This window comes from Halorubrum tibetense (assembly GCF_055396225.1).
Genome location: NZ_AP043742.1, coordinates 451,724 through 475,630, shown reverse-complemented (window position 1 = coordinate 475,630; position 23,907 = coordinate 451,724). Strand labels below are relative to the sequence as shown.

18 protein-coding genes and 11 tRNA genes are annotated in these 23,907 nt (G+C 58.1%); 5 read left to right on the top strand and 24 right to left on the bottom strand.

Features of this window, described 5'->3' with window-relative positions; translation table 11 throughout:
* Positions 1-72: 72 nt before the first annotated feature.
* Positions 73-1,314 carry a HEAT repeat domain-containing protein gene (locus ACZ5TV_RS02315; RefSeq protein ID WP_379782011.1) on the bottom strand — a complete coding sequence of 414 codons (1,242 nt, stop codon included), beginning with the start codon at positions 1,312-1,314 and terminating at the stop codon, positions 73-75.
* A 112-nt stretch (positions 1,315-1,426) separates the two neighbouring features.
* Here ACZ5TV_RS02315 and fba point away from each other — a divergent pair, with 112 nt between their 5' ends.
* On the top strand, positions 1,427-2,419 hold the full coding sequence (fba, locus tag ACZ5TV_RS02310; RefSeq protein ID WP_379782009.1) for a class II fructose-bisphosphate aldolase: 993 nt from the start codon (positions 1,427-1,429) through the stop codon (positions 2,417-2,419).
* 311 nt (positions 2,420-2,730) lie between these two features.
* Here the strand turns inward: fba and ACZ5TV_RS02305 are convergent, their stop codons facing one another.
* The 18 genes from ACZ5TV_RS02305 to ACZ5TV_RS02220 form a co-directional block, all read right to left on the bottom strand.
* Complete coding sequence (locus tag ACZ5TV_RS02305; protein ID WP_379783731.1) at positions 2,731-4,071, bottom strand: ISH6 family transposase; 1,341 nt, start codon at positions 4,069-4,071, stop codon at positions 2,731-2,733.
* A 378-nt stretch (positions 4,072-4,449) separates the two neighbouring features.
* Positions 4,450-5,181, bottom strand: a complete 732-nt coding sequence (locus ACZ5TV_RS02300) for a hypothetical protein (protein WP_379781448.1) — start codon at positions 5,179-5,181, stop codon at positions 4,450-4,452.
* Between the two features lie 94 nt (positions 5,182-5,275).
* Positions 5,276-7,093 (bottom strand): hypothetical protein, encoded by a 1,818-nt coding sequence (locus tag ACZ5TV_RS02295; RefSeq protein ID WP_379781450.1) that lies wholly within the window; start codon positions 7,091-7,093, stop codon positions 5,276-5,278.
* Between the two features lie 146 nt (positions 7,094-7,239).
* Positions 7,240-7,779: a hypothetical protein gene (locus ACZ5TV_RS02290; RefSeq protein ID WP_209485462.1), complete on the bottom strand. Its 540-nt coding sequence runs from the start codon at positions 7,777-7,779 to the stop codon at positions 7,240-7,242.
* A 58-nt stretch (positions 7,780-7,837) separates the two neighbouring features.
* Positions 7,838-8,176 (bottom strand): hypothetical protein, encoded by a 339-nt coding sequence (locus tag ACZ5TV_RS02285; protein WP_379781453.1) that lies wholly within the window; start codon positions 8,174-8,176, stop codon positions 7,838-7,840.
* A 15-nt stretch (positions 8,177-8,191) separates the two neighbouring features.
* A tRNA-Gly gene (locus tag ACZ5TV_RS02280) sits at positions 8,192-8,264 on the bottom strand.
* Between the two features lie 27 nt (positions 8,265-8,291).
* Entirely contained in the window at positions 8,292-9,821 is a 1,530-nt protein-coding gene (locus ACZ5TV_RS02275) for a TROVE domain-containing protein (protein ID WP_379781455.1), read from the bottom strand.
* A gap of 67 nt (positions 9,822-9,888) precedes the next feature.
* Positions 9,889-9,963: transfer RNA gene (locus ACZ5TV_RS02270), tRNA-Arg, on the bottom strand.
* 480 nt (positions 9,964-10,443) lie between these two features.
* A tRNA-Glu gene (locus ACZ5TV_RS02265) sits at positions 10,444-10,519 on the bottom strand.
* A 177-nt stretch (positions 10,520-10,696) separates the two neighbouring features.
* A tRNA-Glu gene (locus ACZ5TV_RS02260) sits at positions 10,697-10,769 on the bottom strand.
* Positions 10,770-10,844: 75 nt separating this feature from the next.
* The gene (locus ACZ5TV_RS02255; RefSeq protein WP_007140874.1) at positions 10,845-12,068 is read right to left on the bottom strand and encodes an IS701-like element ISHala1 family transposase; all 1,224 of its coding nucleotides are present in this window, start codon (positions 12,066-12,068) and stop codon (positions 10,845-10,847) included.
* Positions 12,069-12,293: 225 nt separating this feature from the next.
* Positions 12,294-12,376 (bottom strand) — tRNA-Leu (locus tag ACZ5TV_RS02250).
* A gap of 42 nt (positions 12,377-12,418) precedes the next feature.
* A tRNA-Leu gene (locus ACZ5TV_RS02245) sits at positions 12,419-12,500 on the bottom strand.
* Between the two features lie 47 nt (positions 12,501-12,547).
* A tRNA-Ser gene (locus ACZ5TV_RS02240) sits at positions 12,548-12,633 on the bottom strand.
* 370 nt (positions 12,634-13,003) lie between these two features.
* Positions 13,004-13,090, bottom strand: a tRNA-Ser gene (locus ACZ5TV_RS02235).
* Between the two features lie 4 nt (positions 13,091-13,094).
* A tRNA-Pro gene (locus ACZ5TV_RS02230) sits at positions 13,095-13,167 on the bottom strand.
* Between the two features lie 250 nt (positions 13,168-13,417).
* Positions 13,418-13,491, bottom strand: a tRNA-Asp gene (locus ACZ5TV_RS02225).
* Positions 13,492-13,494: 3 nt separating this feature from the next.
* Positions 13,495-13,570 (bottom strand) — tRNA-Gln (locus ACZ5TV_RS02220).
* A gap of 654 nt (positions 13,571-14,224) precedes the next feature.
* Between ACZ5TV_RS02220 and ACZ5TV_RS02215 the strand changes: the two genes are divergently transcribed.
* Positions 14,225-14,533, top strand: a complete 309-nt coding sequence (locus ACZ5TV_RS02215) for a hypothetical protein (protein WP_179921138.1) — start codon at positions 14,225-14,227, stop codon at positions 14,531-14,533.
* Positions 14,534-14,535: 2 nt separating this feature from the next.
* Positions 14,536-15,147 carry a hypothetical protein gene (locus ACZ5TV_RS02210; protein ID WP_379781939.1) on the top strand — a complete coding sequence of 204 codons (612 nt, stop codon included), beginning with the start codon at positions 14,536-14,538 and terminating at the stop codon, positions 15,145-15,147.
* On the opposite strand, the gene ACZ5TV_RS02205 is transcribed toward ACZ5TV_RS02210, so the two are convergent.
* The gene (locus tag ACZ5TV_RS02205) at positions 15,136-16,089 is read right to left on the bottom strand and encodes a type II toxin-antitoxin system HicB family antitoxin (RefSeq protein WP_379781937.1); all 954 of its coding nucleotides are present in this window, start codon (positions 16,087-16,089) and stop codon (positions 15,136-15,138) included. The genes ACZ5TV_RS02210 and ACZ5TV_RS02205 overlap by 12 nt on opposite strands.
* A gap of 164 nt (positions 16,090-16,253) precedes the next feature.
* On the opposite strand from ACZ5TV_RS02205, the gene ACZ5TV_RS02200 reads away from it, so the two are divergent.
* On the top strand, positions 16,254-16,871 hold the full coding sequence (locus ACZ5TV_RS02200) for a hypothetical protein (protein WP_379781935.1): 618 nt from the start codon (positions 16,254-16,256) through the stop codon (positions 16,869-16,871).
* A 636-nt stretch (positions 16,872-17,507) separates the two neighbouring features.
* Here the strand turns inward: ACZ5TV_RS02200 and ACZ5TV_RS02195 are convergent.
* A complete protein-coding gene (locus ACZ5TV_RS02195) occupies positions 17,508-18,782 on the bottom strand; it encodes an IS4 family transposase (protein ID WP_379783741.1) in 1,275 nt (424 codons plus the stop codon).
* A gap of 8 nt (positions 18,783-18,790) precedes the next feature.
* On the opposite strand from ACZ5TV_RS02195, the gene ACZ5TV_RS02190 reads away from it, so the two are divergent.
* On the top strand, positions 18,791-19,300 hold the full coding sequence (locus ACZ5TV_RS02190) for a hypothetical protein (protein WP_464384061.1): 510 nt from the start codon (positions 18,791-18,793) through the stop codon (positions 19,298-19,300).
* A gap of 23 nt (positions 19,301-19,323) precedes the next feature.
* Here ACZ5TV_RS02190 and ACZ5TV_RS02185 read toward each other — a convergent pair whose 3' ends face one another.
* From ACZ5TV_RS02185 to ACZ5TV_RS02175, 3 genes are all read right to left on the bottom strand, one after another.
* The gene (locus ACZ5TV_RS02185; protein ID WP_379779028.1) at positions 19,324-21,666 is read right to left on the bottom strand and encodes an N-6 DNA methylase; all 2,343 of its coding nucleotides are present in this window, start codon (positions 21,664-21,666) and stop codon (positions 19,324-19,326) included.
* 192 nt (positions 21,667-21,858) lie between these two features.
* Entirely contained in the window at positions 21,859-22,170 is a 312-nt protein-coding gene (locus ACZ5TV_RS02180; RefSeq protein WP_209485446.1) for a hypothetical protein, read from the bottom strand.
* Positions 22,171-22,458: 288 nt separating this feature from the next.
* On the bottom strand, positions 22,459-23,823 hold the full coding sequence (locus tag ACZ5TV_RS02175) for a restriction endonuclease (RefSeq protein WP_464384060.1): 1,365 nt from the start codon (positions 23,821-23,823) through the stop codon (positions 22,459-22,461).
* Positions 23,824-23,907: the final 84 nt, after the last annotated feature.

Here is a 23,907-nt window from a genome sequence, read left to right as displayed (position 1 = left end):
ATCGGTGAGTCCCGTGCCAGGGTACCGTGAACGAGTCGTCGCGGACGGGGCGTCGAGATCGGCGTTTGCGGCCTACGGCTCGGCGATCTCGTCGAGCGCCCACGACGCCACCGTCCGAACGCGCTCGTTCGTGTCGTGCGCTACGCGCCGGCCGAGGGCGTCCGTTGCAGTCGTCGCTTCGATCCGTCCAAGCGCCCAACACGCGTTCTCACGTGCCGCCGCCTGCTCTTCTTCCAGTGCGTCGATCAGTGACTCGGTCGCCGGTTCGACGGTATCCGGGTCGTGGTCCGCGACGCGGGCGAGAACGGACGTCGCGTTGTATCTCGTCTGTTCGTTCTCGTCGTCAAGGAGCCCGATCACGGCCGGCACCGCGGGCAGCACCGCCTCCGGGTACTGTTCGGCTTGATCGGCGAGGAGCCCGGCGGCGTTCGTTCGCAGCTTGTCGTCGTCCACCGTAAGCAGCTCCCGTGCGACCGGAACCACTTCCGTCCCGACGTTCGGATACGCTTTCGAGACCCGGCCGAGCACGGACAGCGCACCGATGCGACCTCCACGAGAGGTGTTCGTCACGTACTCGACGAGGGTGGGAGTGATCGGGAGCAACGTCTCGGGGTGTGAGTCGGCGACGTGTTCCAGTACCAGCAGCGTCCGAACCTCGTCACCGGTGTCGTCTTTCAACAGCGGTTCGAGCCGCGGGACGAGCTCCGTGACCGCGGAGGTGTCCTCCTCCGCGACGCGCCGGATCACCGTGAGCGTCGTCCGCAGCAGGCGGTCGTCGGTCTCCGCCGTGAGCAGTTCCCCCAACGTGTCCACCGCGGGGATCACGAGCGCGGGGGTTGCCGACGCGAGCGCCTCGAATATCCCGACGATCTCCGCTTGAACCGCGAGATCGCTTGATGTGAGCCTGTCGACGAGCACGGGGATAGCCGGCTCACAGGCGTCTGGATACTGTTCGGCGATCCGCTTGAGCTGAGCGCCCGCGAGACGGCGTTCCGTCTCGCTACCCTCGTCGAGTCCTTGGATCGCCTCGGGGACGCCCTCCGGCCCCGGCTTCGCGAGACGGCCTAAGAACTCCGGCGTCGCGTACTCGGTGCCGTACCGATCGAGCACCGACCAGTCGGCGGTGTCGGCGTTTTGCGGGATCGACACCTCCGAGAGGACGAGCTGTGACCGGCTCCAGTGCAGCATCAGTGGCGTCACTGGACCCCTTGGCTCCCACTCGACGATCCGGTACCCTACCTCCGGCGTCCTGATATCCTCCCCCCGCACTTCGACGGTGTCGGGTGTGGACCGGGGATCCGCTTCGTCGCTCATGCGGGAGCTGTTCGGGTCACTGAACGAATATGTTCCGCCGCGGCTGGGTGGTTCGGTCCGCGTATAACTGAACAGCAACAGCGCTTATCTCCTTCCATGATACTTCGTACATATGACAATCAATGGTGGTGAGGCGTTGTCGACTGTGTACGACGAAGCGCTCGACTCCGGTTTCGGTTTGATCGCGAGCAACGTCGCGGAACCGAACGTGATGACCGGGCTGGTTCAGGGTGCCGCACAGGTCGACTCCGACCTCCTCTTACAGATGAGCAACGGAGCGTGTACGTTCGCCGGCAACGGCGACCCTATCGCCGGCTTACGCGTCATGGGCACGTACATCGAGCGGATCGCCGCACAGTACGACATCGGCGTGTTTCTCAACATGGATCACCAGACCGACCTCGATATCATCCAGCGACAGATCGAGCTGGGGATCCCCTCCTCGATCATGATCGACGCCTCCCACGAGGAGTTCGAACAGAACGTCGCCCGCAGCAAACAGGTCGTCGAGATGGTCGAGAGCGCCGACGCGGATATCCTCGTTGAGGCCGAACTCGGGAAGATCAAGGGTGTCGAGGACGAGATCGTGTCGGAACACGCGTTCTACACGGACCCTGAACAGGCGGTCGAGTTCGTCGACCGCACGGGCTGTGACCTCCTCGCGATCTCCGTCGGGACACAACACGGCGTTGCCAAGGGCAGAGACTTGGAACTCAAACCCGACCTGACCGAGGAGATCCGAACCGCACTGCGTGACCACGGTATCGATACGCCACTCGTGTTACACGGGTCCTCTGGCGTCCAATCCGACCAGCTACAGGAGATGCTCGAACACGGGATCTGTAAGGTGAACAAGGACACCCGCTACCAGTACGAGTACACTCGAACCGCCTTTGACCTGTATCGCGAGGAGCCGGGCGATATCGTCCCGCCAGAGGGGATCGACGACCACCGCGATACGTTCTTTAACGATGTCGAATGGGCACCGAACAAGGACCGATTCGACCCCCGTGTGAGCGGTCGGCAGATCCGGGATCGGATCGCGGACGTCTACGCCGAGCTCGCTCACGTGTCCGGAAGCGCCGGGCGCAGCACGTTCGCCTGAACCGACACGGTGATGGCTTCTTCGGTCTGAACGCGGAGGGTTCCGGTGTTTGGATGGAACGGCTTTCGGTTTCTCACCTCCGTCAGCAGGTCGAACTCCCACACCGTTTCGACGGTCACCGAACGGCGTCGGATTCGAGACGTTCTCAGTGTGATCGGTTTCAAGACAGGCAAACTACTGGTTGGGAGATAGCCGAAAACTGCTGGACTGCGTGGGGAAAAGGATGCTCCGGCTGGGATTCGAACCCAGGTCATTGCCGTGAGAGGGCGCGGTAAACCTATATAAAAGGTTTGGTCGTGTTGCAAAGCGGTCTAGAGTTTGCCTCTGGTGCTCTCAACTGAGAGTTCACAGCTCATTGCTGTTTTGGTCGATCGTTGGAGCAGTTCGTCAAGGAACGATTGGTAGTACTCTGGATCAGCGTACTTCACCAGCCGAAGCTGGAGTATCGCCTCCAATCCATCCTTTGTCCAGCGCATCCACTGGTTCTTACAGCGCTTGCTGACCTCACCCATCAGCCGTTCGACGGGGTTCGAGGTCCACGGCACCTCGAACCCCTTGACGGCCTGCTCGGCAAACGTCACGATCGACGGCAACCACCGCCGAAGATACCCCGCAGCCTTCCCTGATCCGTACTGATCCAGCTGCCACGCTGTCTTCTTGATGCGCTCGGTCGTTCGCGCGATCCGCTCGCGGATCGCCGCGAACTCTTCTTCTGGACGATGCTTGGCAACAGAGTTCTTCAGATGGAATACCTCGTCGATCACTTCCGAGACGATCTCGTTGCGCCGGTCCAGAGAGAACACACCGTCATCCCAGAGGTTGTAATCCAGCGTTCGGCCCACGTGAACGAGGTCAAGCTGATGATCGCGGTGTTCGTCAGTGAATGCCGTGACAATGCCGCTATCGCCGTCACTGACGACCGTCGCGTCGTCAGTGACTGCGTCGATGTCATCAAGTTCGGCAGCTGTCTCATCCCAGTCAGCGTTGACAGAGAGATCCAGCAGGGAGTGTGACTCCTCGGCAGTGTCTTCGCCCAGCGTGGCTTGGACGGAGTGGTACGAGCGGTCCTCGTCTTGACTGTGACACTTCGTGCCGTCTGGAATAATGGCGTCAGCGTCTGTGTTAGCGACACAGTCTGGAAGGAACTGCTTGAGCTCGTTGCCGTATTCTCTGGCGCGGCGATTAATCGTGGTCGGCGACGGCATCCTCTCGAAGATGCCGTCGCCGTGGTCAGCAGCGTCACGGTAACTGAGAGAGGTAGCGAGATCGACGCTCTTGGCGGCGATATCTTGTTGATAGCGGTTCTGCCCGTCGAAGTCGAGAACGTCTTCGACGGGCCGGAAGTAGCTAGATTCGCCCTGGTCAGCGGCGGTATCTTTGACGTAATGAAGGAGAAATTCGTGCTCACCAGCGGTTGTGACGGCTGTGCGGGTATCGGTTCCAGCTCGTTGGAACCTCTGTTGACCGTTGCCGGTGGCATGTTTTTCGCCACAGAGCGCCTCGACGCGGGCCGCGTCGAGGCTCTCGACCAGCCCCTCGAGGAGGACTGATTCGACGTTCTGATCAGTGATGAACTCAGCCAACGTGGCCAGCGGTATCGTTTTGTCGTCGTCGATGCTAACGGTCAACCGCACGTCGATTGTAGCGTGCATGGGTTGCCTCGTAGGTTGGACACCAGAGGCAACCCGTTCCTCACGGGAGCCAGTTGCTACTGAACTCTAGAGGACTTTGTGACACGACCAAAGGTTTACGCCCCTCCGTCTACTTCTTTCTCTCACACCGTCTGTTTTCGCCCGTGTACAGGCTTCTAACGGGGTCCAGGATAATATAACACGGGGGAATTGCCGGAAAGGCAATAGAAGTTCAGCGAATTTTACCCCAGAACCATACCGATCGGCGGCAAACACGGGCAAAGACCTGGGGGAGGGGGTTTATACCACGACCGCTCAGATACCAGAATTGCAGTACCTAGATCGGTGAACTCATCGGGACACGGGAAGCCTGCCCGTCACTACAGGGCGAACGCGAGATCACGCGTTAGGCCGGATCGTGTATGTGACTGTTGCGTGTCCGGCCGCAACCGGATATTCGACCCGCAGCGGACTACCTGGACCCCATTGGAGTCGAACTGGTGTGTCAGCGGGAATCCGCTGTTGAATCGGGTCCAAGTACGTCAACGAGTACGACTCTTCAACGCGCAACTCCGGAGTATCACAGGTATTCGATAGTGGGACGTCCACTCGCACGTCGTCCGTGTCTCCTGTCCCCGCTATATAAGCCGATCTCTCAGTCGGTCTCGTACCGAACTCGACGCGGTCAGTCATGTCTACAGCGAGGTCAATGACTTTCGACAGCATGGCAGGTGAGGTTGTGATATCGACCGCCGTGCCCGGCTCTGTTCGTAACCAAATCTCCGGAACATTCACCTCTCGAATCGTGCCTGTCCGGTACAGCAGTTGCTTCGCAGTGATTTGAACTTCATGCGTGTTCGGTATTGCCATCGTGATCGTGTCCACCGATGGAATATCATGAACATCCAGCAGGCCGTTCACATCGAGGGCTGTGGATGCGGGTGTATCACCCGCCTGTATGAATTCAAACGCTGAGTGTGGCACGTGAATATCGACCCAAGCGGCACGCGCTTCGTCAGTCGCATGGATCGTCACCGCATCTCCCGTGATGTCAATGTGGGCTTCGCCGTCGAACACCATCACTGGCTGGAACGTCTCTCGAAACACGTTCGTTGACACTTCGGCGTACATCACAGCAGCCACCCCTGTGCGACGAGCTGGGTCGAACGACTGGTGAATGCAGTCAGGCACGTCACCCACCGACAGCTACGCATCTGACTGCAGATCACGGGGTGTCACCCGTCCGCGTGAACGTCGAATCAACGACGCCGAGCAACACTTCATAGTAGGTGACGTCCAACCGGAGCGCGTACTGCGGAGACGCTGCACGGTTTATCAGCGTGTGGAGGTTGTACAGGAGAGTTCCGAGATGAAACAGAAACAGGCGCGTATTATGATTCGGTGATTGCGTGTTCGGCGTGTACTCATGCTTCAACTGCCTGATGAACGTTCCAGCTGACCACCGGTACTGGTACGTCTCAAACAGATCAGCCATGTCGCACTCCGCCGGCGACAGATCCGTAAGAAACGCTATTTGCGGAGACATCTGGTACCGGTTCTGGAGATTTTCCGGCACGGGGTGGACGTACAGGTTCGGAGCCACTGACAGTCCGCCGAATTCCACGTTTGACTGGAACCGTGATTCATCCACCGGCGTTGCGTCGATGACTTCCGCGACTTCGCCCTTCGAGAGTTGTTTCGCTCGAATCACCCAGTTGTCATCGGCGATCGCTCGACAGGCACGCACCGCCGGAGCCGAGAAGAACTCACGGTCGATGTGTACGCGACCAACCGAATCACGTTGTTTAATCGGACGCATCAAGCGGCGGAACTGCGGCGATCGCTCTGTTTTATCGCCAGCGATGTCGATCCCGACCGCAAACCGCGCGTCGCTATCGGTCAACGAGACAGTTGAGAAGCACCACCCGTACCCCGACTCACACTCCTCTGGATTCCGCAGTAATTTGGAGTCAGGATCGTCACTATCATCCTCGCCCCACCACGTGACCCATGTCGGGTCACACGCGATGTCCCGCTCCTCATCGAAGAAACCCAGCTCACCGACCACATCCAAGAATCGTTCCGTTGCGAGCGTGAACATCCGCCCGATGTCGTCCCGGTTGAGTCCTGCAAGCAACGCACTAACGTGGCCTGCTGTGGGGATATCGGACTCGTCATAGTACCATGCTGCGGCTGCTGGACCTGCTCTGACACCCCCGTTGACCAGCGCGGCTTGCGCGATCGCGGCGATGATCGCCCGAACACTGAACTGCGTGTTCTCTGCCCGGTCGAACGTGATCGGGGCCAGCACCTCATCCAACACCGTTGAAACCCAATTACGGATCGCAGCACGTCGAGTCTCAGGTTCGATGAGCGCTTCATCGATGATCGGAGGGACATCGAGACCGTGAGCAACGGCGACGCTATCAGGCAATTGGATCCCAGCACGCGTTACGGCGTGGACACTTCGCGTTGCTGCGGCTCTAATCGTGTCTCGATGTCCCACAGCCTCTAACGATTTTGCTGCTCGCGCAACCGTCGAATTACTCGGTGCGGTGTCGTACCCGATCCGAGTGGTTATGTCCTCGTGGTCGTCGAGGTGCTCAACGATTTCCCGCCGAGAATTTACACCCCACGCATCAAGTAGCATGACCGTCTTCACGTGCCGCGGCTTAATAGGCAGGTCAGCAAACGACGTCTCTTCAACCGAAAGGGCTACGTCAGCGACATCAAGCATGGTAGCATCGAATGTCTTCGCTATCTCGTAGGTGCCCTGCTGGCCTTCACGAGATGTACTTGCGGCTGACGTTCGGTTTTCTCGACCGATCTGTACCGCGAGGTGTGCTCGCCGCTGTAACTCGGCCATATCGGTGACAGGGTGTTCGATCTCAATGTTCGACCCGTGACTGGCAGCACGGTCGCCGTCTGCGTCCGGGTTCCATTTGTGGGTGAGATCTACATGTGAATGCTTTTTCGCCGATGTGATTTGTTCAGCGAACGCGTCACAGTGAGTCACCCTGACCGCCGAATTATTCTGCTGCATAATTTGCTTGTCCGGTGCTGGAAACATAACCGTTTGCCCAGTAATACATGGAAAAACACGACTAAACCACACACTTCTACCCAAATATAACCCAAATGTTTATATTAGTATAGAGGTGGAAACTTGGTTTAAATTCGCACGAGACCCTAGATCAGGCAATAGAGGACCCAACACATGGAATTCAAAAAATACTGTAAATGCCTGACGACTGGCTCGCTGAGGTGGCGCTTGTATGCGATCTGGAGTTCTAACGATCCAATCGAGATCGCCTCATCACCAATTCTTGCTGTGATCGCGTTTTGGAGGGATGCGCAGTCGAACTCGTCACGTGCGAACTTCACTTCTGGATGCGGAGTAATCTGGTCTTCCGTGGCAACCCAGATGTTGTCGCCGTTATCAAGCATCTCGTACATCGAAGTGAGCGGCATCGCCGGGCCCCAGAACCCCTTCTTGTCAAGCGTCTCTGCGAGTTCGACTGTAGTCTCCTCGTCGATTCGTTCGATGAGGACGTCAACGTCTTCGGTAGAGCGTGCTCGCCCAGCGAGGATAGAGACGTATCCCGCGATGTAGACGTGCTTGATGTCGAACTGACCGAGAATTTTGGAAAATCTGATCGCCAGCTCGCCGAGCTGATTCGGCTCGTGTTCGACGACGAGTGTTCCATTCCGGAGTTCGATACCACCCATAGATGTTCGTCAGCAGGTGACCGCAGAAATCGTCGGGAATAGCGGTGCCCAGGTCAGGTCATCCGATACGCTTGATCGACTCAAGGCCAGGGACCTCGACGATCCGTCTCCTCACCTGCGAATCGGTCATTGTCGTGGTCCAGCGAATGGTGATGCCGACGGTGATAGTTGTTGCCGAAAGGTTCGGAGCGATACCGCGCATCTCGTCAACCGTGCCGGTATCGATGTCGTCGGGACGCGAGAGGCGCTCTTCGGCGTCGGTGACGAGATCGCTGTCTGCGCCACATGGGATGCGGATCGTGACGACAGCAGTCGTCGTCGGCTCGGGGTCGTTGTCATTGGAGATTGCCATGATGTCACCTCTGTTGAAGAGCGTCGCTCGGGCTATCTGATTCACGAGCTACGCTCCGAGTGCGCGAGGGGTGATTCGAACGCCCGTCTCGGTCGTGGCACGACCGCGTGATACCGAACTACACTACTCGCGCTTGACGGAGAAAGATGAGAGGACAACGCTATGCAGACTCGAAGGCCTCGATTGCATCGATGACCTGCTTCGGGTTTTCGGCGTGTTCGATGAACGAGAAGACGTTCTCCGACCACCCGGAGACGTTGTAGACGTTCTCGTAGCCTTCCGGGGTCACGAGGTCGCCGTAGGATGCAAGATCGACGAGATAAAGCGAGGTGTCCGTGGAGACCTCGTCTCGATACGCATCGAACGCTGCCTTGACCGTCTGGTTGTCGCGCGCCGTGAATGGTGTGCTGTCCCAGATCTGCATGTCGGTGAAGACGACGACTCGCTCAACGGGTTCTTCACGGTCGCGGAGATACTCGAACGCCTTCCAGCCGTTCGTCGAGTTCCCGACATCCTCGTCGATGGCCAGCACCGCATCTTGACGCTGCAGTACTGGCGTGTCCACGTGCATCGGAATGGTCTGGAAGTCGTCACCGAACCCGCCGACCTCTGCACCTTGGTCGGCCAGGATCGCACCGAATAACGCGCCGATCTCTTTTAACCTGAGCGTGCTGTTCTTGGACAGCGCTGTGTCCATCGACCCCGAGAGGTCCACGGCGACGAGCGTATCTCCGAGTCCGTCGGGCACCGTCTCGACAGCGGCGTCAATTGCGTCCTCCAGCCACCGCTCGACCGCCGGTGCTTGGACGTCCGCATTCTGGAGCGCGGTGTACGCCTGGTAGTACCGGAACGGGTACAGCGGCGCGTACCGCACCGCCTCTATGTCGAGGTGTTCCACGATGGTGTCCTCGTCGACACCGGCTTCGAGCATATTCCGGAGGTTCCGGATCGACGCGAAGATCGGCAGCGAGTACGTGTCGTCCTCGATGAGCGTCTCCCACGCGTCTCGGGTGTTGCCGCGCTCGGAGATAACCGTCTCCCAGGTGTTGGGCGACGGCAACGGTTCGACGTCGGGATAGTCGTCGAGATCGCCGCGCATGAATCGCTCGAACAGCACCTCTTGGTCGGTGTCGACGGGCGTGGGGTGGACGCGGTTGAACACGTCGTGCAGCGTCACCTCACGCCGCGACAGTTCGTACTTTCCCAGCGTGTAAGCGTCGGCCATCGAGACGAGCGCGTCTTCGATACCGCGTCGAAGCGGCCACGGTGCAGTCCCGCCGAAGAGCTGGTCGTGGATGGCGAGCGCGGTGGCCGTCTCGTCCATCCGCTGGATGATCGCCGGGGGCCACTCGCGGATGAGCGACTTGGGGGAGTCATCCTTGAATCGGTCGTCGTTGGCTGCCAGCACGAGCAGGACCTGTGGGATGTCCCGCAAGTAGAGTTCCTGTCGCGCGTACGCGGCGAGCTTCAGGACGAACTCCGGATCCTCGTCTGCGGCGGCGTCGAATCGCTGGACGACAGCGGCGAGTTGCTCGTCATCGGTTTCGTAGAACGAGTTCTCCAGCAGCTGGTTGATCGTGCGCTTGTACAGTGCGAGTCGAGGGTCGGTAGGCCCGAATGCTTCTCCACCTTCGTAGTTGGTGGTTCGCGTTGCCTCCGCGACCGTTTGCTTTGGCTTGTTGAATTCCATACTATCACTCGGAGCCGCAACAGGCGACTCCGATACCGGTGCTGCTCACACGGATGCAAGCAGCGAACGTCTCCGGCACGATTCGAACGTGCGACACTCGGCTTCGAAGGCCGGTGCTCTGTCCTGGCTGAGCTACGGAGACAAGGATGTGGCCGGAAAACTGCTGGAGCCGGAACAGCGTGCTACCTGGTTACACTACGGTGGAAGACCGGATTCCACCGCCGGGATTCGAACCCGGACTTCTGGCTCCAGAGGCGAAGGATGGCTCCAACTTGACGGCCACGGGATGAGTGATGGCGACTGGGAAACTGTCGAGGCGGATCCGGTGTCGAGAGTACCCTCGTGCTCTCTTTGTCCGGGATGTTCTCGATGGACGGGGCCACCGACAGGATTTGAACCTGTGAGTTCCTGGCGAAGCAACGCCTCGACTCGACGGTCGCCACGTGCGGTCGGGAAACTGACGGCGCGACGGGCTATGACTCCCGGTGTGCCTTGCGGGCTGAAGGAACGCACCGTCTCGACGACTGCACGCTATGGGAACCGACAGCGGACGCGTCACCGGTCTACGTCGTTACCTCGATGGTACGACGCAGAGCGTCGGTGTCCACTGCCAGTTCCCGAGTGCTCCCGAGGGGAATCGAACCCCCGACCTCCAGCTTGAAAGGCTGGCGTCTCTCGCCAACGGAGACTCCGGGAGCATCACTGCTACTGGTTCCGAGCGCCTGGAGAAGGACTCGAACCTTCCACGGTCAGGGTAACAGCCCGGCACCCCCACCAGGGGGGCCTCCCAGGCATCAAGAGGGCCCGACGGGATTCGAACCCGCTATTCTGCGGTTAAAGGCCGCTTGCCTGTCCGCATAGGCTCCGGGCCCACATGCTCCAGCCCGGATTCGAACCGGGGGTTCGGCCGTGAGAGGGCCGTGAGTTTGGCCGCTACTCCACTGGAGCGAATTGGCCTCGCCTGCGAAGGGTCATCGGCCAGTGGGACGGGCAGGATTCGAACCTGCGTGTTCTCGTTACAACTCAGCTTTGCACGTTAGCGTCAGCGGTTGAGTGAACGAAGAGATGGTCGATCTCGGTCATCAAGTCATCGATACCGCGATCATCGTTGTCTCGAACCCACGAGAGAAGGTTGTAGACGGCTTCCTTCAGGGAGTGTTCGAGGTTCGCTCGAAGCGATGACGCCTTCGAGCGAACAGTCCCCAAGGCGCTCGACTCAGGATCAAGACGAACGAGACTGTAGGCAGCCATCAGAAGGTGCCAGTGCCGACTGGCACCTTCGTCGGTCTGCATCTCGCAGTCTCCAAAGCCGAGATCCTGCTTCGAGTCCTCGAAGAACGTCTCGATGCGCCAGCGCATCCCGTAAGAGCGGATCACGTGCTCGGTCGGTGCGTCGATTTTGTTCGTAGCGAGGTACTTGACCGGATTCTCTTCGTCTTCATCGGTCTCTTTCTCGGCGATAACCAGCTTCACGTCTCCCAGCTGGGAGACGGGAAGCTTCTTCGTCCAGATGTGGTAGGTATCGTCCTCGATGTTGCGCTCTGCGGTGTCGATGCGCTCTGCCAGCGCATCGACGCTTAGCTCTTCTCCGCCGTAGGTCACCTGTCGATTGCTCCGGAGCGGGCCGATCCAGTCCTTGCCGTAGGATTCGATGTGTTCAACGAGACCAGAATCGTGAGCGAACCACGAGTCGAAGAGGTAGGTGTCCGCAGGCACACCTACCTCTTCTTCGAGTTCGGTGACGATCTCGCGGGCGAGATCGTACTTGGTGTCGTGGTCTTGGTCATCTTCGTCCTGTTTTTCGTAGAGGCGGAAAGTGAGTGGGTAGGCGGTTTTATCGTCGGCGTAGAAGGCGTAGATGAGGTCTTGGCCCCAGACAGTGTCACCTTCAGCGTGATCGTAGAAGTGGCCGACGCCGGGGACTTCGTCCCCGGCTTTCTCGGTGATCGTGTCGTCGAGGATGATGTAACCACCCTGTGACCAGCGCGTTTCACCGTGTTTTTGGAGTTCTTCGAGGCGTTCGTGGTTGAATTGCTGTTCGTCCCAGTCGTACTCGGTGAAGAACTTGTTGAGGGCGCGTTTGCCCTTGGCTGGAAGGACTTCGCGTGCGATGCCTGCCACGGTCTTGTTGCTGGCCGCAACAAGACCGGTGGCGTAGGTTTTCGCGTGATGGCGCTGGGCTGGAGACAGCGACTCGAACTCGTCGAACACACGCGTACACGACAAGAACTCCGTAATCGGCATCATCCGTCCTTGCCACCGCCTACGTCATGCACCTACTTCAACGTGCAAAGCTGAGGTTACAAGTGAGATGAAGGAACTCTCTCCGTCGCACCGGGTCTCCGGTAAAAATTCGGCGAGAGTGTGTGAATGCCGGGCTCTTCCACCGTCCCGCAGTCTCCCCGGCACGACTCGAACGTGCGTCTCCTCTTCTACAGGGAGGTATCGTAGCCGTTAGACCACAGGGAGAACTGTCGCCGCGAGAATTCGAACCTCGGGAGGACCTACGCTAACGGTTCTGAGCCACTTCCCGTTGACCACTGGGGTATGGCGACGTAACGTTGGATCGGGACTTGTCTACCGGCACGATGGCCGGATGCCGCCACCAGGATTCGAACCTGGGAAGGACTAACCACACGGCCCTCAACCGTGCCCGTTCGACCACTCTGGCATGGCGGCGCAATTCGAGAATCGCCAACGTCTCTGCGAATCACTTCGGCACGCAGCGGCGGGAGAGCGATTTGAACACTCGTGTCCTCGCGGACGCTGCGGTTCCAGCGCAGTCCCTTGACCAAGCTAGGGAAATCCCGCCAACGGTGAGACGGAGAGTCGAACTCCGAAGCCTCGCAGCTCTCGGTTTCAAACCGAGCGCGGTCGCCTATCCGCATGTCTCACTATCACCGTCGGAGCCTTGCTCCGACGAGCCCGCCTCGCGTTGCTCACCGGGACGCCGGAACACGCACATCGCTCATTTTCTGACTCTCTCTTTCGAGGTGAATGCGCTCATCAGCACCCAGTCACGGCAGGGATGGATGACGGTTACCTTGTTCCGTGGAAGTACGCGCCGTCGCCGGTGACGCAGATTTTCACGCTTCCAATCGTGTCGATTGACGTTGTTTCACCGAGTGGGACGTGACGGAACGCTTCCTCCTCGCAGGCGGGGCAGACATTTGTTGTCATGACGCCGCGACCCGGATTCGAACCGGGAGGCCGATAGCAGACGGCTACGGCGTAGCAGGCCGCTGGGTTCCCCAATACCCAGTCACGGCACACTGAGCCGACGAGGATTCGAACCTCGGTCCTGTGCGCCCAAGGCACAGATCGTCGTCCGCTGGACCATCGGCTCACGGGACTGCCGAGCGTTCGGCAGTTGATTATCTCTCTGTACGACTGTTTCCAACTACGCAACCGCGACCGAATGGTCGTGATCGCGCGTCTCATCGCAGGGCGTACTTCGGGTGTCCCCGGGAATACCACACCGGCTCATGTAGGTTGCAGACCCTGCCGGGCCCAGCACCGTGAGAACGATCCAGTTGATCGCACCAACGGGCTGCCTACCTCGATGGGTATCCCCACGTGGCCACGCCACGCGTCCACGCCGACGCCGGGATTCGAACCCGGATCACGGCCGTGACAGGACCGTATGCTCGCCGGATTACACCACGTCGGCATGTCGCCCCGGCCGGAATCGAACCGGCGACCTCCGGATTCAAAGTCCGGCGTCCCTCGCCAACGGAGACTCCGGGGCTCGACGTAGCCGCAGCTAACGCTGCGGGGGATGTGTGTAGCGACTCTTCGTACGCTCAGCGCGTACGGAATCGCTTGTTCGTTCCACTGTCAGGAACGAACGCAGACCAAACTGCCGCGAGCCTCAGTTGCCGTACTCGCGTGACGCTGTGAGCGAAACGAGTACTAGGCGAAAGCAGGCGGCACTCCCGTGTTCCCCAGCCCCTGACGGGTAGTCCGCGTGGGAGCCGGGTTATGCGGGTGAGAGTCTCCGGAGATCGCCGGATTGCGTCACACTTTCGCGTTCAATGGTGACGCAAGCCCAGCGATTCTCGTCCGGTCTCTCCGCACGCTGGTCTTGTAGGTACTCGCCGAACACGTGCCCCGCGGCTAAACGAGAACGAGCACGCCGCGGTTTGAAGCGAGTATCGACCATGTTGCGGGATTCTCCGTTTACGAGGTTTGTTTCGGACGTCAGTTACGGGTTATCGTGGCAACTGTATTAAATTTAGTTAGAGTGTGGTAATCATAGGCACTGTTTTGGCGAGTGTAGTTCGCGGTCCGATCATTGAAACAACGAATCTCTTTTCTCAAGCCGTAGCCCAGTGGTAGATCTGTAATGACACGGATGGCGCGTCACAACATCTATTGCTGTAAGGAACGAACGAGTAGATAAGATGGCGACGAACAACGACAAAATCCAGTTCCGAGGGGAAGCTGAGAAGGAAGCAACGCAGGTCGTCGACCAGATGCGTCTCGGGGGAATAAACATTAGTGAGCTTGCCCGACAGGGACTCCGAGAGAAACTTCGAGAAGCCCTTTCGGACGAAGAGAAAATCACTCTTCACCAGCAGTACAAGCAAGGAGATATCTCTAAAGATGTTGCAGAGATTCTTCTCGATGATGGCTTAGAAGAGATCGAGCGCGAGCGGAATGCCTTTGAGGAAGCTTCAGAACTTGATACGACTGGGGTATTCCAAGAATAGCGATGGCGGACAATGAAGTACGCTATCCAATTATTGTCGATACTGACGCACTGATCGCTGTCGCAAACACCAATCTCTGGTCTCGTCTCACGAAGACCCTGAATCTGACAACAACAAACGTCTGTTACCAAGAACTCGAACGGCACGTTCGAGAGAACTCCGAGTATGCGCCCGAAGGGACGAGGGAGCAATGGATCCATCACGGGAGTAAAAAGGCACTTGAGCCGTTCGCTAATGACGAGAACGAATCGTTTGCTGTAGTTCCATGTGTTCCTCGTCCACATGGAGAAGATGCGGGAGAGAAGTCAATACGCACAGAGATTGAACAGAACACCGACTTGTATCGATTTGCGATTTTGATGGATAAGCACGGCCGTCGGTCAATCAATCGTGTCTTCGACGACGCTGAAGAAACGACTGGAAAGGCCGTTGCTCCCACGTTTTTACTGTATCTGTTACTCGATGCCGACAAGTGTACTGTCGAAGAGTTCTGTCAGGCCTGCGGTGAGATGCTTCGTGGAGAAGGGTGGACTGGGTACCAGGCGATTCAAGCGGCATGGGAAGCAATCCCGGTCGATTGCTCGGAGTATCTATCGGACAGACTACTCTCCTGAACCTTCTTCCTCCTCTATCGCCCCATCCGAGCTTTTCGGGACGTACTTAGTCGTCCCCCCGCCCAGGTCAGTCACATTAAACTTTTTCTCATATTCTGATTTAGGGAAGCACCGAGGGCACGGGTTCGCGTTACTTTCCTCGGCTTCTTCTCGTGTCATAACAACCTCGTCAGCGACTGGTGGTTTGTACGATTCCGGGTCGTGATACCAGCCGTAGCCAGTCCCCATCCGTTCGACGAATACACCGTCGTCCACGGACACCGGGAGTTCATCGTCAGAGAGATCCCGGGCAAGCGTGTGGTCGTAGTCCTCTCGCCAGTTAATCACATACTCGTCTTCAATGACGTAGGGGCCGACGCCGACAGCACGCTGAGCAGCGTACAACGAACCGTCCGTAGCTTCCGCAATCAATTCTTGTATCTTCAGCCCCTGAACGGCATCCGTAATGAAGCCCTCGTCAACTCCTAGCTGCTCTGTGAGACCTGCCTTGTTTCGGGTGCCAGTAGCGATTGCGTCGAACACGGCCCAATATCCGTTCGTCACTAGGTCTCCGAGTTGCGAGAACGGTATATTGTGTGTTTGCCCGTAGATGAACGCGCGAAGTGTACCGAAGCGATGGGGGTCGGAATAATTCGTACTCTTGTGGGATTTCGCCAGCCATAACGCAGCTTCACGTTGCCGAGCAACCTCGTCCTCGGACACATCTGGAGGGTCATATTCATCGCCACTGAGACCCGCGGCAAGTTCTTCAGTCTCCGGGTCGGGGACAAAGACATCAAGCGCCGTCGCTAATAGATCCTCATCAGCGTCCTCGTAGCCCGCGAGTACATCAGCCAGCATCAGCAACGCTTCCAATTTCGTCTCTCCCTGGGTCGTCACCCCGGTCTCTTCGTCCGTGATCACGAACCAGTCGTCCTCCCGCTCAATCGTGATCATATCCATACAGCCATCAACGTCTTAGTACGGTTAGAACCCTCTGGTGGAGTGCACAGAAACTATTTACAGCAACCCGATATCTGCTATTACAGATGGCTAGTCTCCCGTCGGTCGGGTTCTAGCCGGGAACCCAGTCACCGACGTGACTGATGGTTCTCGGTTAGAGACCAATGACCGAGAATACCGATGCGAGTAAATCTGAACAAACAGAGCATAGCAGCGCGTATTCCCACCACATCGACTCTGATGCGCGTTCCGTGTGTCAAGATACAAGTTCCCGTCCAGCATGCGATGCGTGCGACACCACACATCATGACGAACTCCACGATGTCTGTCTTGGAGAGACCGAGTACGATGTGTGTAGCGACTGCCTCCAGCTGCTCGTTGACCAAGTTGAACGATACTACTGGTGGGACCGCCTCACTGAAGCGCACTACAATCGCGCAGCAGCATTTCTTCGGTCGCTCGATGAGATCTGGTGCGTCAAAGATGGGGCATACGCTGGCGGTGAGTTGTGGATCCATACGCCCTATTGTGATGCAGCAGTCGTCAGAGATGTCTGTGATCACTTCGGGTTTCAAATCCGGTGGTTCAGCGTCGTATATGCTTGTGACGATGGATTTGATTACGTCTCTGAGCATGGACCCTGTATCGAAATCAACCTCACCTACACGAACCGCCCTTCAAATCCACTCCCGTTAGAATCCGACATCCAGGATGACGTGACGTACCACGAGGTCGAATGGCTCGAAAACCATCACCGGCTGTTCGACTCGACAGCTGATTGAAATAGGCTACAGTAAAACAACTTCCAATAGCACTTATATGTGATTGACTATTTCGTTTTACAGTAGTGCTCACGAACGCAGGAATTTCACTCATCGACGCCCTTCACCGCGGGCGCGAAGCGACCATTAACGAGATCGTAGACGAAACCGGGTTTAGTACTTCACAGATCTACCGGACGGCCGATGAGCTACACACCGCAGGACTCATCGACGAATCCAGAGGCCATCACAATCAGCGACTTCTGCGCGTTACTGGCCATCCCGTTATCGAAGCGTACCGAAATCTACTCTCAAAATTAGGTCACGTTGAGTGGCCCAACCTGCTCTCACCAGCGACGATACGTATCTGCTGGTTTCTGGATAACCCTCGGCGCGCAAGAACAATCGCTGACCGGCTAGGGATCACCCGACAGGCAGTCCACAACGCGCTGGATCCGTTGAAAAATCGCGCAATGCTCTCCCCATCTGGACCGGAGTATGCGCTCGTACCCGGTCTACAACCATTACACGACTTCGCAGAAGCCGTTATTCTCCACGAGCACCGCACCCGTGTCCGGCGTCTCGCGCCAAGTGCAACAGTCGAGTGGTCCGACCCCGAGCGGGCACTCGTCCACGTCCACACCCATTCGTCTTTAGCTAAGACTCACACCTCGGTTGTGTAGCGGTAGCAAGTGTCTCTTGTAAGATCGGTCGTTGTTGATGGATCTTCTGAGCGTCCTCGATGAGCCGCTCCAGCAACGGTGGTGGTGAGTAGCCGAGGTACTCACCGAGTTCGTGGAGAACAAGCTGGGCGTGCGACCGGAAGGTCGCCGCCCAGCGTTCCGGTGGAAACACAATCTCGTCGTCAGCCTGCTCGGTGACCAGATCCAACAACTCACGGCTCACTAGCAGCGACAGCAACGCCGCATACAGCAAAATCTCCACCACAACAGGGTTGCTCGTGTCGAACTCATCTAGTTCGTATTGCGTCTTCAACTCACGGAACAGCGTTTCTACCTCCCATCGACACCGATACAGCGTCCCTAGATCTGCCGGGAGAAACTCTTCTCTCGGTAGATTTGTGATGTACAGATGGTAGTCGTCGGCGTCCTCGTCTCGGACGCCGACGACGCGGAACCGCTTCGTGTCTAGCGACCGTGTTCCCTCGTACTCACCCCGCTTGAACTCCGCTTCGACCTCTACGTCAATGTACTCCCGCGAGAGATCACCGACCACGTCGTGGATCTTCTCCCCTTCTAAGGGAATGGCGCGCCCGCGCCATTCCCGTAACTCCTCTGTTATCACCGGATTCGCGTTCTGCTTCAACCGGCTCACAAAGTAGCCGTCGTTCTCGTCGATCAGCGCAAAGCGGCGGTACTTGAAGTACGCTAGGTCGAACAAAACTAGCCGTCCATGCAGCCACGATCCCGTCTTGAACAACGTGCTGTCGTGCGCTTTTTCATCGGTCACGTCAATCCGTTCAATCGTCTGATCGGTGGCATTGTGGAGCAGGTGGAGCTTCGCTCCAGCCTGCTCCTCGTGGCGAGCTTGGAACTCGTCGGAAAGGAACTCGTGTAACCGCAACACCGTTCCATCAGCGATCATCACGTCCCTGAATCGGTCGATATCAGCGTCAACAGCGTCGGGAACAGCGACCTCGTCGAGACCACGCTCGACGAGGTCGCGGAGATACTCTGCAAGTGACGGCGTCAACCGGTGATAGAAGCCACCAGGAGAGATCGTCTCATCGGCTGTGGAGTTGTAGCTACGTCTGAACCCAGCGAGTGTTCGGCTCTCGCCTGCGGCGAAGCCGAACACGAGCGCCCACACGAGGACGGGAATCTGAAGCTTCCCCTCCCGTTCGACCACGCCGAGTTCCTCGGCGTGCTCTTCAAGGAACTCAGAGGGAAACAGTGTAGTGAGACGACGCAAGATTCTCGATGAGGAGGTCTCGTTGTACACACTCGACACCTCCTCATTCCTTCCGAAAAGTAGCCTCGATAAGCCGCTGCTGTCACGCGGTTCTTCGCTTAGCTAAAGACGGATGCGTCCACACCAAAGACGACACCGCAGCTCTCCAAGCCGCTGATGAGTGGGAGATAACCGGACTTGCGCGGTTCGCCGCATTCGACCTCCAGTTTTTCCTGGCAGGTGAACCGGCATTTTGGTACGCACCGGGCGAGAATCTCACTCCTGCCCAGGTCGTCTGTCACAGTCTCGTGGCCGATACCGGATCAAGGCAAGTGAGCTACGCGCTCCTCCTCATCGAACACGCGGACATCCACGAGAATGATCTGCGCAGTACTGCACCGTGGTACGGTTTAGAACCCACAGCCTCGGATATGTACGCGTTTCTCAACGGTGAGGTTGACCAACGACAGAGCCGGGAGACAGTGCTCCCAAATCCCGACGAGTATGACTCATTGAAATCCCAGTACGGAGTGATGTGAGCCACAGGGTAGAGCGATGCCTGCTACAATTCCCGTTCGAGCACTGAATCGATTCGACTGATGATGGGCTCCTCATCCTCGTTACGTCGTGCGGCTTCCCGAAGGTCGTCGAAAGAGTCAGCGAGCGTGGAGACGACAGTATCAGGGAACTTTTGCGGATCGATGACAGGGATGTCTTTCGCGTCTCCCGGTTCGAGTTTCTTTAGTCCGCTTGACAACGTGTGTTGCTCTTGCGAGACAATTTTGTCGACGAAGGTGGAGTTCAGATATGCCAGGAGCGCTTTCTTTCCGGTCCGTTTGATCGCCGGGTCAGGGTAGACCCCATAGTAACTGTTCAGGTGTCGCGCGTTGGTTTCGTTGAGCAGGAAGCGGATACCCGACCGACTCATCGATGCTATCAGTATCGGTGCGACGTCACCGCGCTCAACACGGTACCAGGGCTCTCGGCGGTGGACGGTTGTCCGTGTCGAGAGCGTTTTGTGCTCAGGTAGGCCGTGCCGTAGATACTCCACTACCGAGAGCGCGGGTTCTTCCGTTGTTGTAGCTTCACTCCACTTCGCGCGGCCAGCCTCTTCATCGTAGGTCGTTGCAGGCACTCCCTCGACGGGATCGGTATGGTATAGCAGCCGGGTAGGCCGGTCGTTATCACGGTGATGTTGCCAGTCGTTTGAACGAACATCGTACCCCTCGATGTACTCCGGCTTCGGAACCATTCGTTCGAGGAATCGCTGCTCGATTCCCCATGCGTCGATGGTCTCCTGTGTGAGGCAAAAGAAATCGTTCTCGCCCGTCTGTAACCCGCGGCGAACGTCCGCGAGTTCCGAGAGCGGCGTGAGACGAGGAGATGTTTCGACGTCAATCGGGTCGAACAAGCGATCCCACTTCTGATCGGGAGCCAAGTCCGCCTGTTCAACGCAGTGCACGACTCCCCACTCCGTTTCCCCTTGCCTGCCGTTTCGGACCGCGTCGGTGAGGCTCGGGACGTCCTGCTTCTCGTCGACGTGAATGAACCGCGTCACGTTCGTGTCGTCATCCTCACTCCGTGCTTCGAGAAACAGGATCAGCTCGGTCGTCTGCGCATTCTCGAATACCGACTCGGTGTTCGGATCAGACATCAGGATCGCTTTCACGTGAAACTCTCGCAACAGGAACCGCTTGAGTGGCGTTCCGTAGTCCCGAGCCAGGAAGGCGTGTGGGACGATGACTGCCGCCCGATCCCCGGGATCGAGGAACTGCCGCAAGTGGTACAGGAAGTATGCATACAGCGGCGAGGTACCGGGGATCTCTACCCCTGTTTGGTCTTCGGCTTGGGCGTTGCGTTCGGCTCTGTACTCTGCGGGGAGTTCCTGATAGCGGGTATACGGCGGGTTACACACCACTGCGTCGACGTCGTGATCCAAGTCTCCCGGGGCGAGATCGAGGAAGTCAGTTAGTTGGGCTGTCGTGCCTTGTCGGGCCAGTGTCTGTGCTGTGATTCCCATACGGGCGGCGATTGGACTCCGATCAATCCCCGTGACATCTCCTGGATCAGTACTTACGTCCCACCGTGGATGGAACGGCGTCGACAAGCCGCCGGCACCCATGCCCGGATCGAGGACGGTGTCTCCACCGCTGGTCGCCCACGTCTGCATTAGGCTCCCAATTTCTGGTGGGGTTCTGTGCTGACCGATCGTCCTGCGGTACTCGCTTGGGAGTAGCGCTTCGTAGAGCTTCCCGATAGACTCTGCGGGCTGGCTCGAATACAACACTCTGTGTCGTTCGCTGAGGACTGCTTCCAGATCCGTCGCCTCGAATAGCTGCACAACGTCGTCAAGCACACACGCTTTGAATCCGGGGTGGCCTGTTCGTTCCTCGATTCGGCGAAGTGTGGTCTGCGGATTAGTGTCGAGCTGTGGCCACGCGTGCTGCTTCCGCTGTCGCTCGTAGAGTGCTGCCTGCAGGAGGACACTCAGGAGTGCCTGGCGTGCAATAATCGTCTGAACGGCTGTGTGTTCCAGTGACTCGAAGCCGTGTAACTCACACCAGTCTTCGAGCCGTCTCCGAAGCGACTGTGAGAGCTCTGAATTTAGAGCTGGAACGACAGTCTCGGCGGCAGTTTTGATAGCGCCGATCAAGGTCTCTCCGACTACCGGTACGAACCCTTGGGCGACTGGGTCCCACTCGTAGTTGAGTCGGTCAAGTATCCCGCCAGTGAATCGATTTTTCACCTCCGGTTCCCAGACTGGAATCCCGACGCTTGCGGCTGCTCGATAGAGCTCTGGTTCGGAGAACGGTGGGGGGAGGGCATGGCCGTCGGCGGCGAGTTGTTCGATGACCTCCTCGATCTGCCCACGTCGACGGGCTTCTAACCCCACCGATGTGATCAATAATTCGTCTCTCCCGTCGCTCGATCCTACGGAGAGTTCGGGGATCGGATGGTACGTTCGCGTGTCGCACTTCGTCCCTCGCCGCTGAAGGCGATTGACACGCCTGGGTTCTGGCATAAGCCTCGCTCCGGGAATGATCCGAAGTACGCCACCCACCTACCGGGTTGTGGGCTTCCGAGGCGACTCCCGGAGCTACGTTTCGACTAGGTGGCCGAACTCGTCGACGACGATTCCGCCGTCAATCGCTCGCTCCTCACACCAGTCCAGCGCTTCGTCGTCGGTCAACAGCCGGATCTCTTCGCCAGGCGTGCGCTGATTGCTGATTTTCTCTGCCCATTTCGTGGCTGCGCCCCCCTCGCCGTGAAGGAAGTGCTCGCCGTCGGCGGTCTTGTACAAAGTTTCGATCAGGTAGTTAAAATCGCCCCTGTCGGTCAGCGGTGCGTACCTAGCGATCTGTTCGGCTTGGTCTGTATCGTACAGTTTTCGGTCGATGACTTGCTGCATGCACACCGGCAAAACCCGTGGGTACGTATAAACGTTAGCCCGCGATTTCTAACTCCTCAGGGCGTTAGAAGCAGAATACGGACTCACAGTACGACCACCCGACTGACAGCACGACCATACCGCCAATAATGACAATTATCCAACTAACATACGCCCGTAGAGGCGATGTATCAAGAATGGAACCGCGCGCGTCGGGAAACCAGCGTGGTTGCGTGAATGATGTTTTTGTAATCCCAGTACGAGACTGTGGAGACCCACCGAAGAATGGTCTGATATTTGCACCGGGAGTCAGAGCCCGCCAACGGTAGCCAGCACTCCGAGAAGTACGAGTACGACGAACACGGCTGCGCTGACGACCAGCCACGTGTTCTCCTTCGCTTTCTCGTAGAACGGCATCGCCTCGTACTCTTCCCGGAACGCATCACGGTTCGCCTCGTCATAGAAGTACTTCGTTTTGAACGCAAAGCGCTCGGTTACCGCGCATCCGGTACAGACCGGTGTTTCCTCCAGTCGCTCAGTTTTGATGTGTGAGTTGCAATTAATGCTTCCGCAGTTCGCACAGTACGTGTAGGTGTTGTCGGTGCCTGCGATGTCGCAGTGGACGCATTGGTGGATTTCGTCTTCGCTCGTTACGCGAGATGGTCCCGCCGCGAAATACTCGTACGGATACGAGTACTCCTGTAGATCCGTCGTGTGTCGGACCTGCGGCAGGTACACCGGTTCGATTGACTGTATCGAAATGTCGGAGCGGTTCGGTTCACACGTTTTTGTGTACGTGACGTTGTTGTCTCCCGTGTAGGAGACCGTCGTGGTTTGGTGTTCTCTGAGTCGGTCTACAGCCCAGTCTTTGTACTCGGTCTGTGTCTGCCCGAACCGCCGCTCTTCGACTACATCGAACTGATCTTCGAACCGGTCCGCTTCGAGATCGACGGTCGCGTGAAGGTTCTCCAACACGAGGTTCGAGACGTCACCGGACGCGGTCTCCGGGTGGCCGCGTTCGGCGTGAACGACGAGCCGGGACCGATCGTTGACCCGGTGAATCACGCCGACCGACGTCTCGAAGACCGCGTTCGTGTCCGCCGTCACGGCGACGACCGGTCGGAACGTGACGTGAGAATGCGGTGCGGGAAGGTCCGTCGACTCGATGTTGTCGATGTCTTGGAACGCTTCCTCGGCGGGTGCCGCCACCGATGTCGCCGGATCGAACGGTCGAAGCGTTTCGTCGCACAGGATTTCGATCCGGCCGTTGTAGAGATCGAGTCCGATCTCGTCGGCGATCTCGCGCAGGTCTTCGCCGTCAATCAGCTCTATCGGGTACGGGTCGTCGTTCCGCCGGAGTCGCTGGGCGTACTCGATGGCCGGGCCGGTGAACCGACCGGTCGTCGCCACCATCCCGCGTTTCGGTCCGTCGAACTCGAAGGTGGCAATCGCCGAGTGCAGTTTCTGCACGACCGGACGCCCGACGGTTCCCCTGTGCTTGCACTCGACGACGACACCCCTGCGAGTCCCGTCAACGACCTCTTCCATCATGACGTCGCGCCCCTCGTCGGCCGTCCGTTCCGCCTGCCGGACGTTCTCGTAGCCGAGATTCCGGAAAACGTCTTCCATCACGTCCTCGAACTCGAAGCCGGAGAGATCGTCCAGGACTGCCATTTTGATGTTTTTATTTGTTGGTTGTTCGTCGTATATACGTTCCCTTGGATTAGTAGCGAAGCACTCAGGACGGCGTGAGTAGGT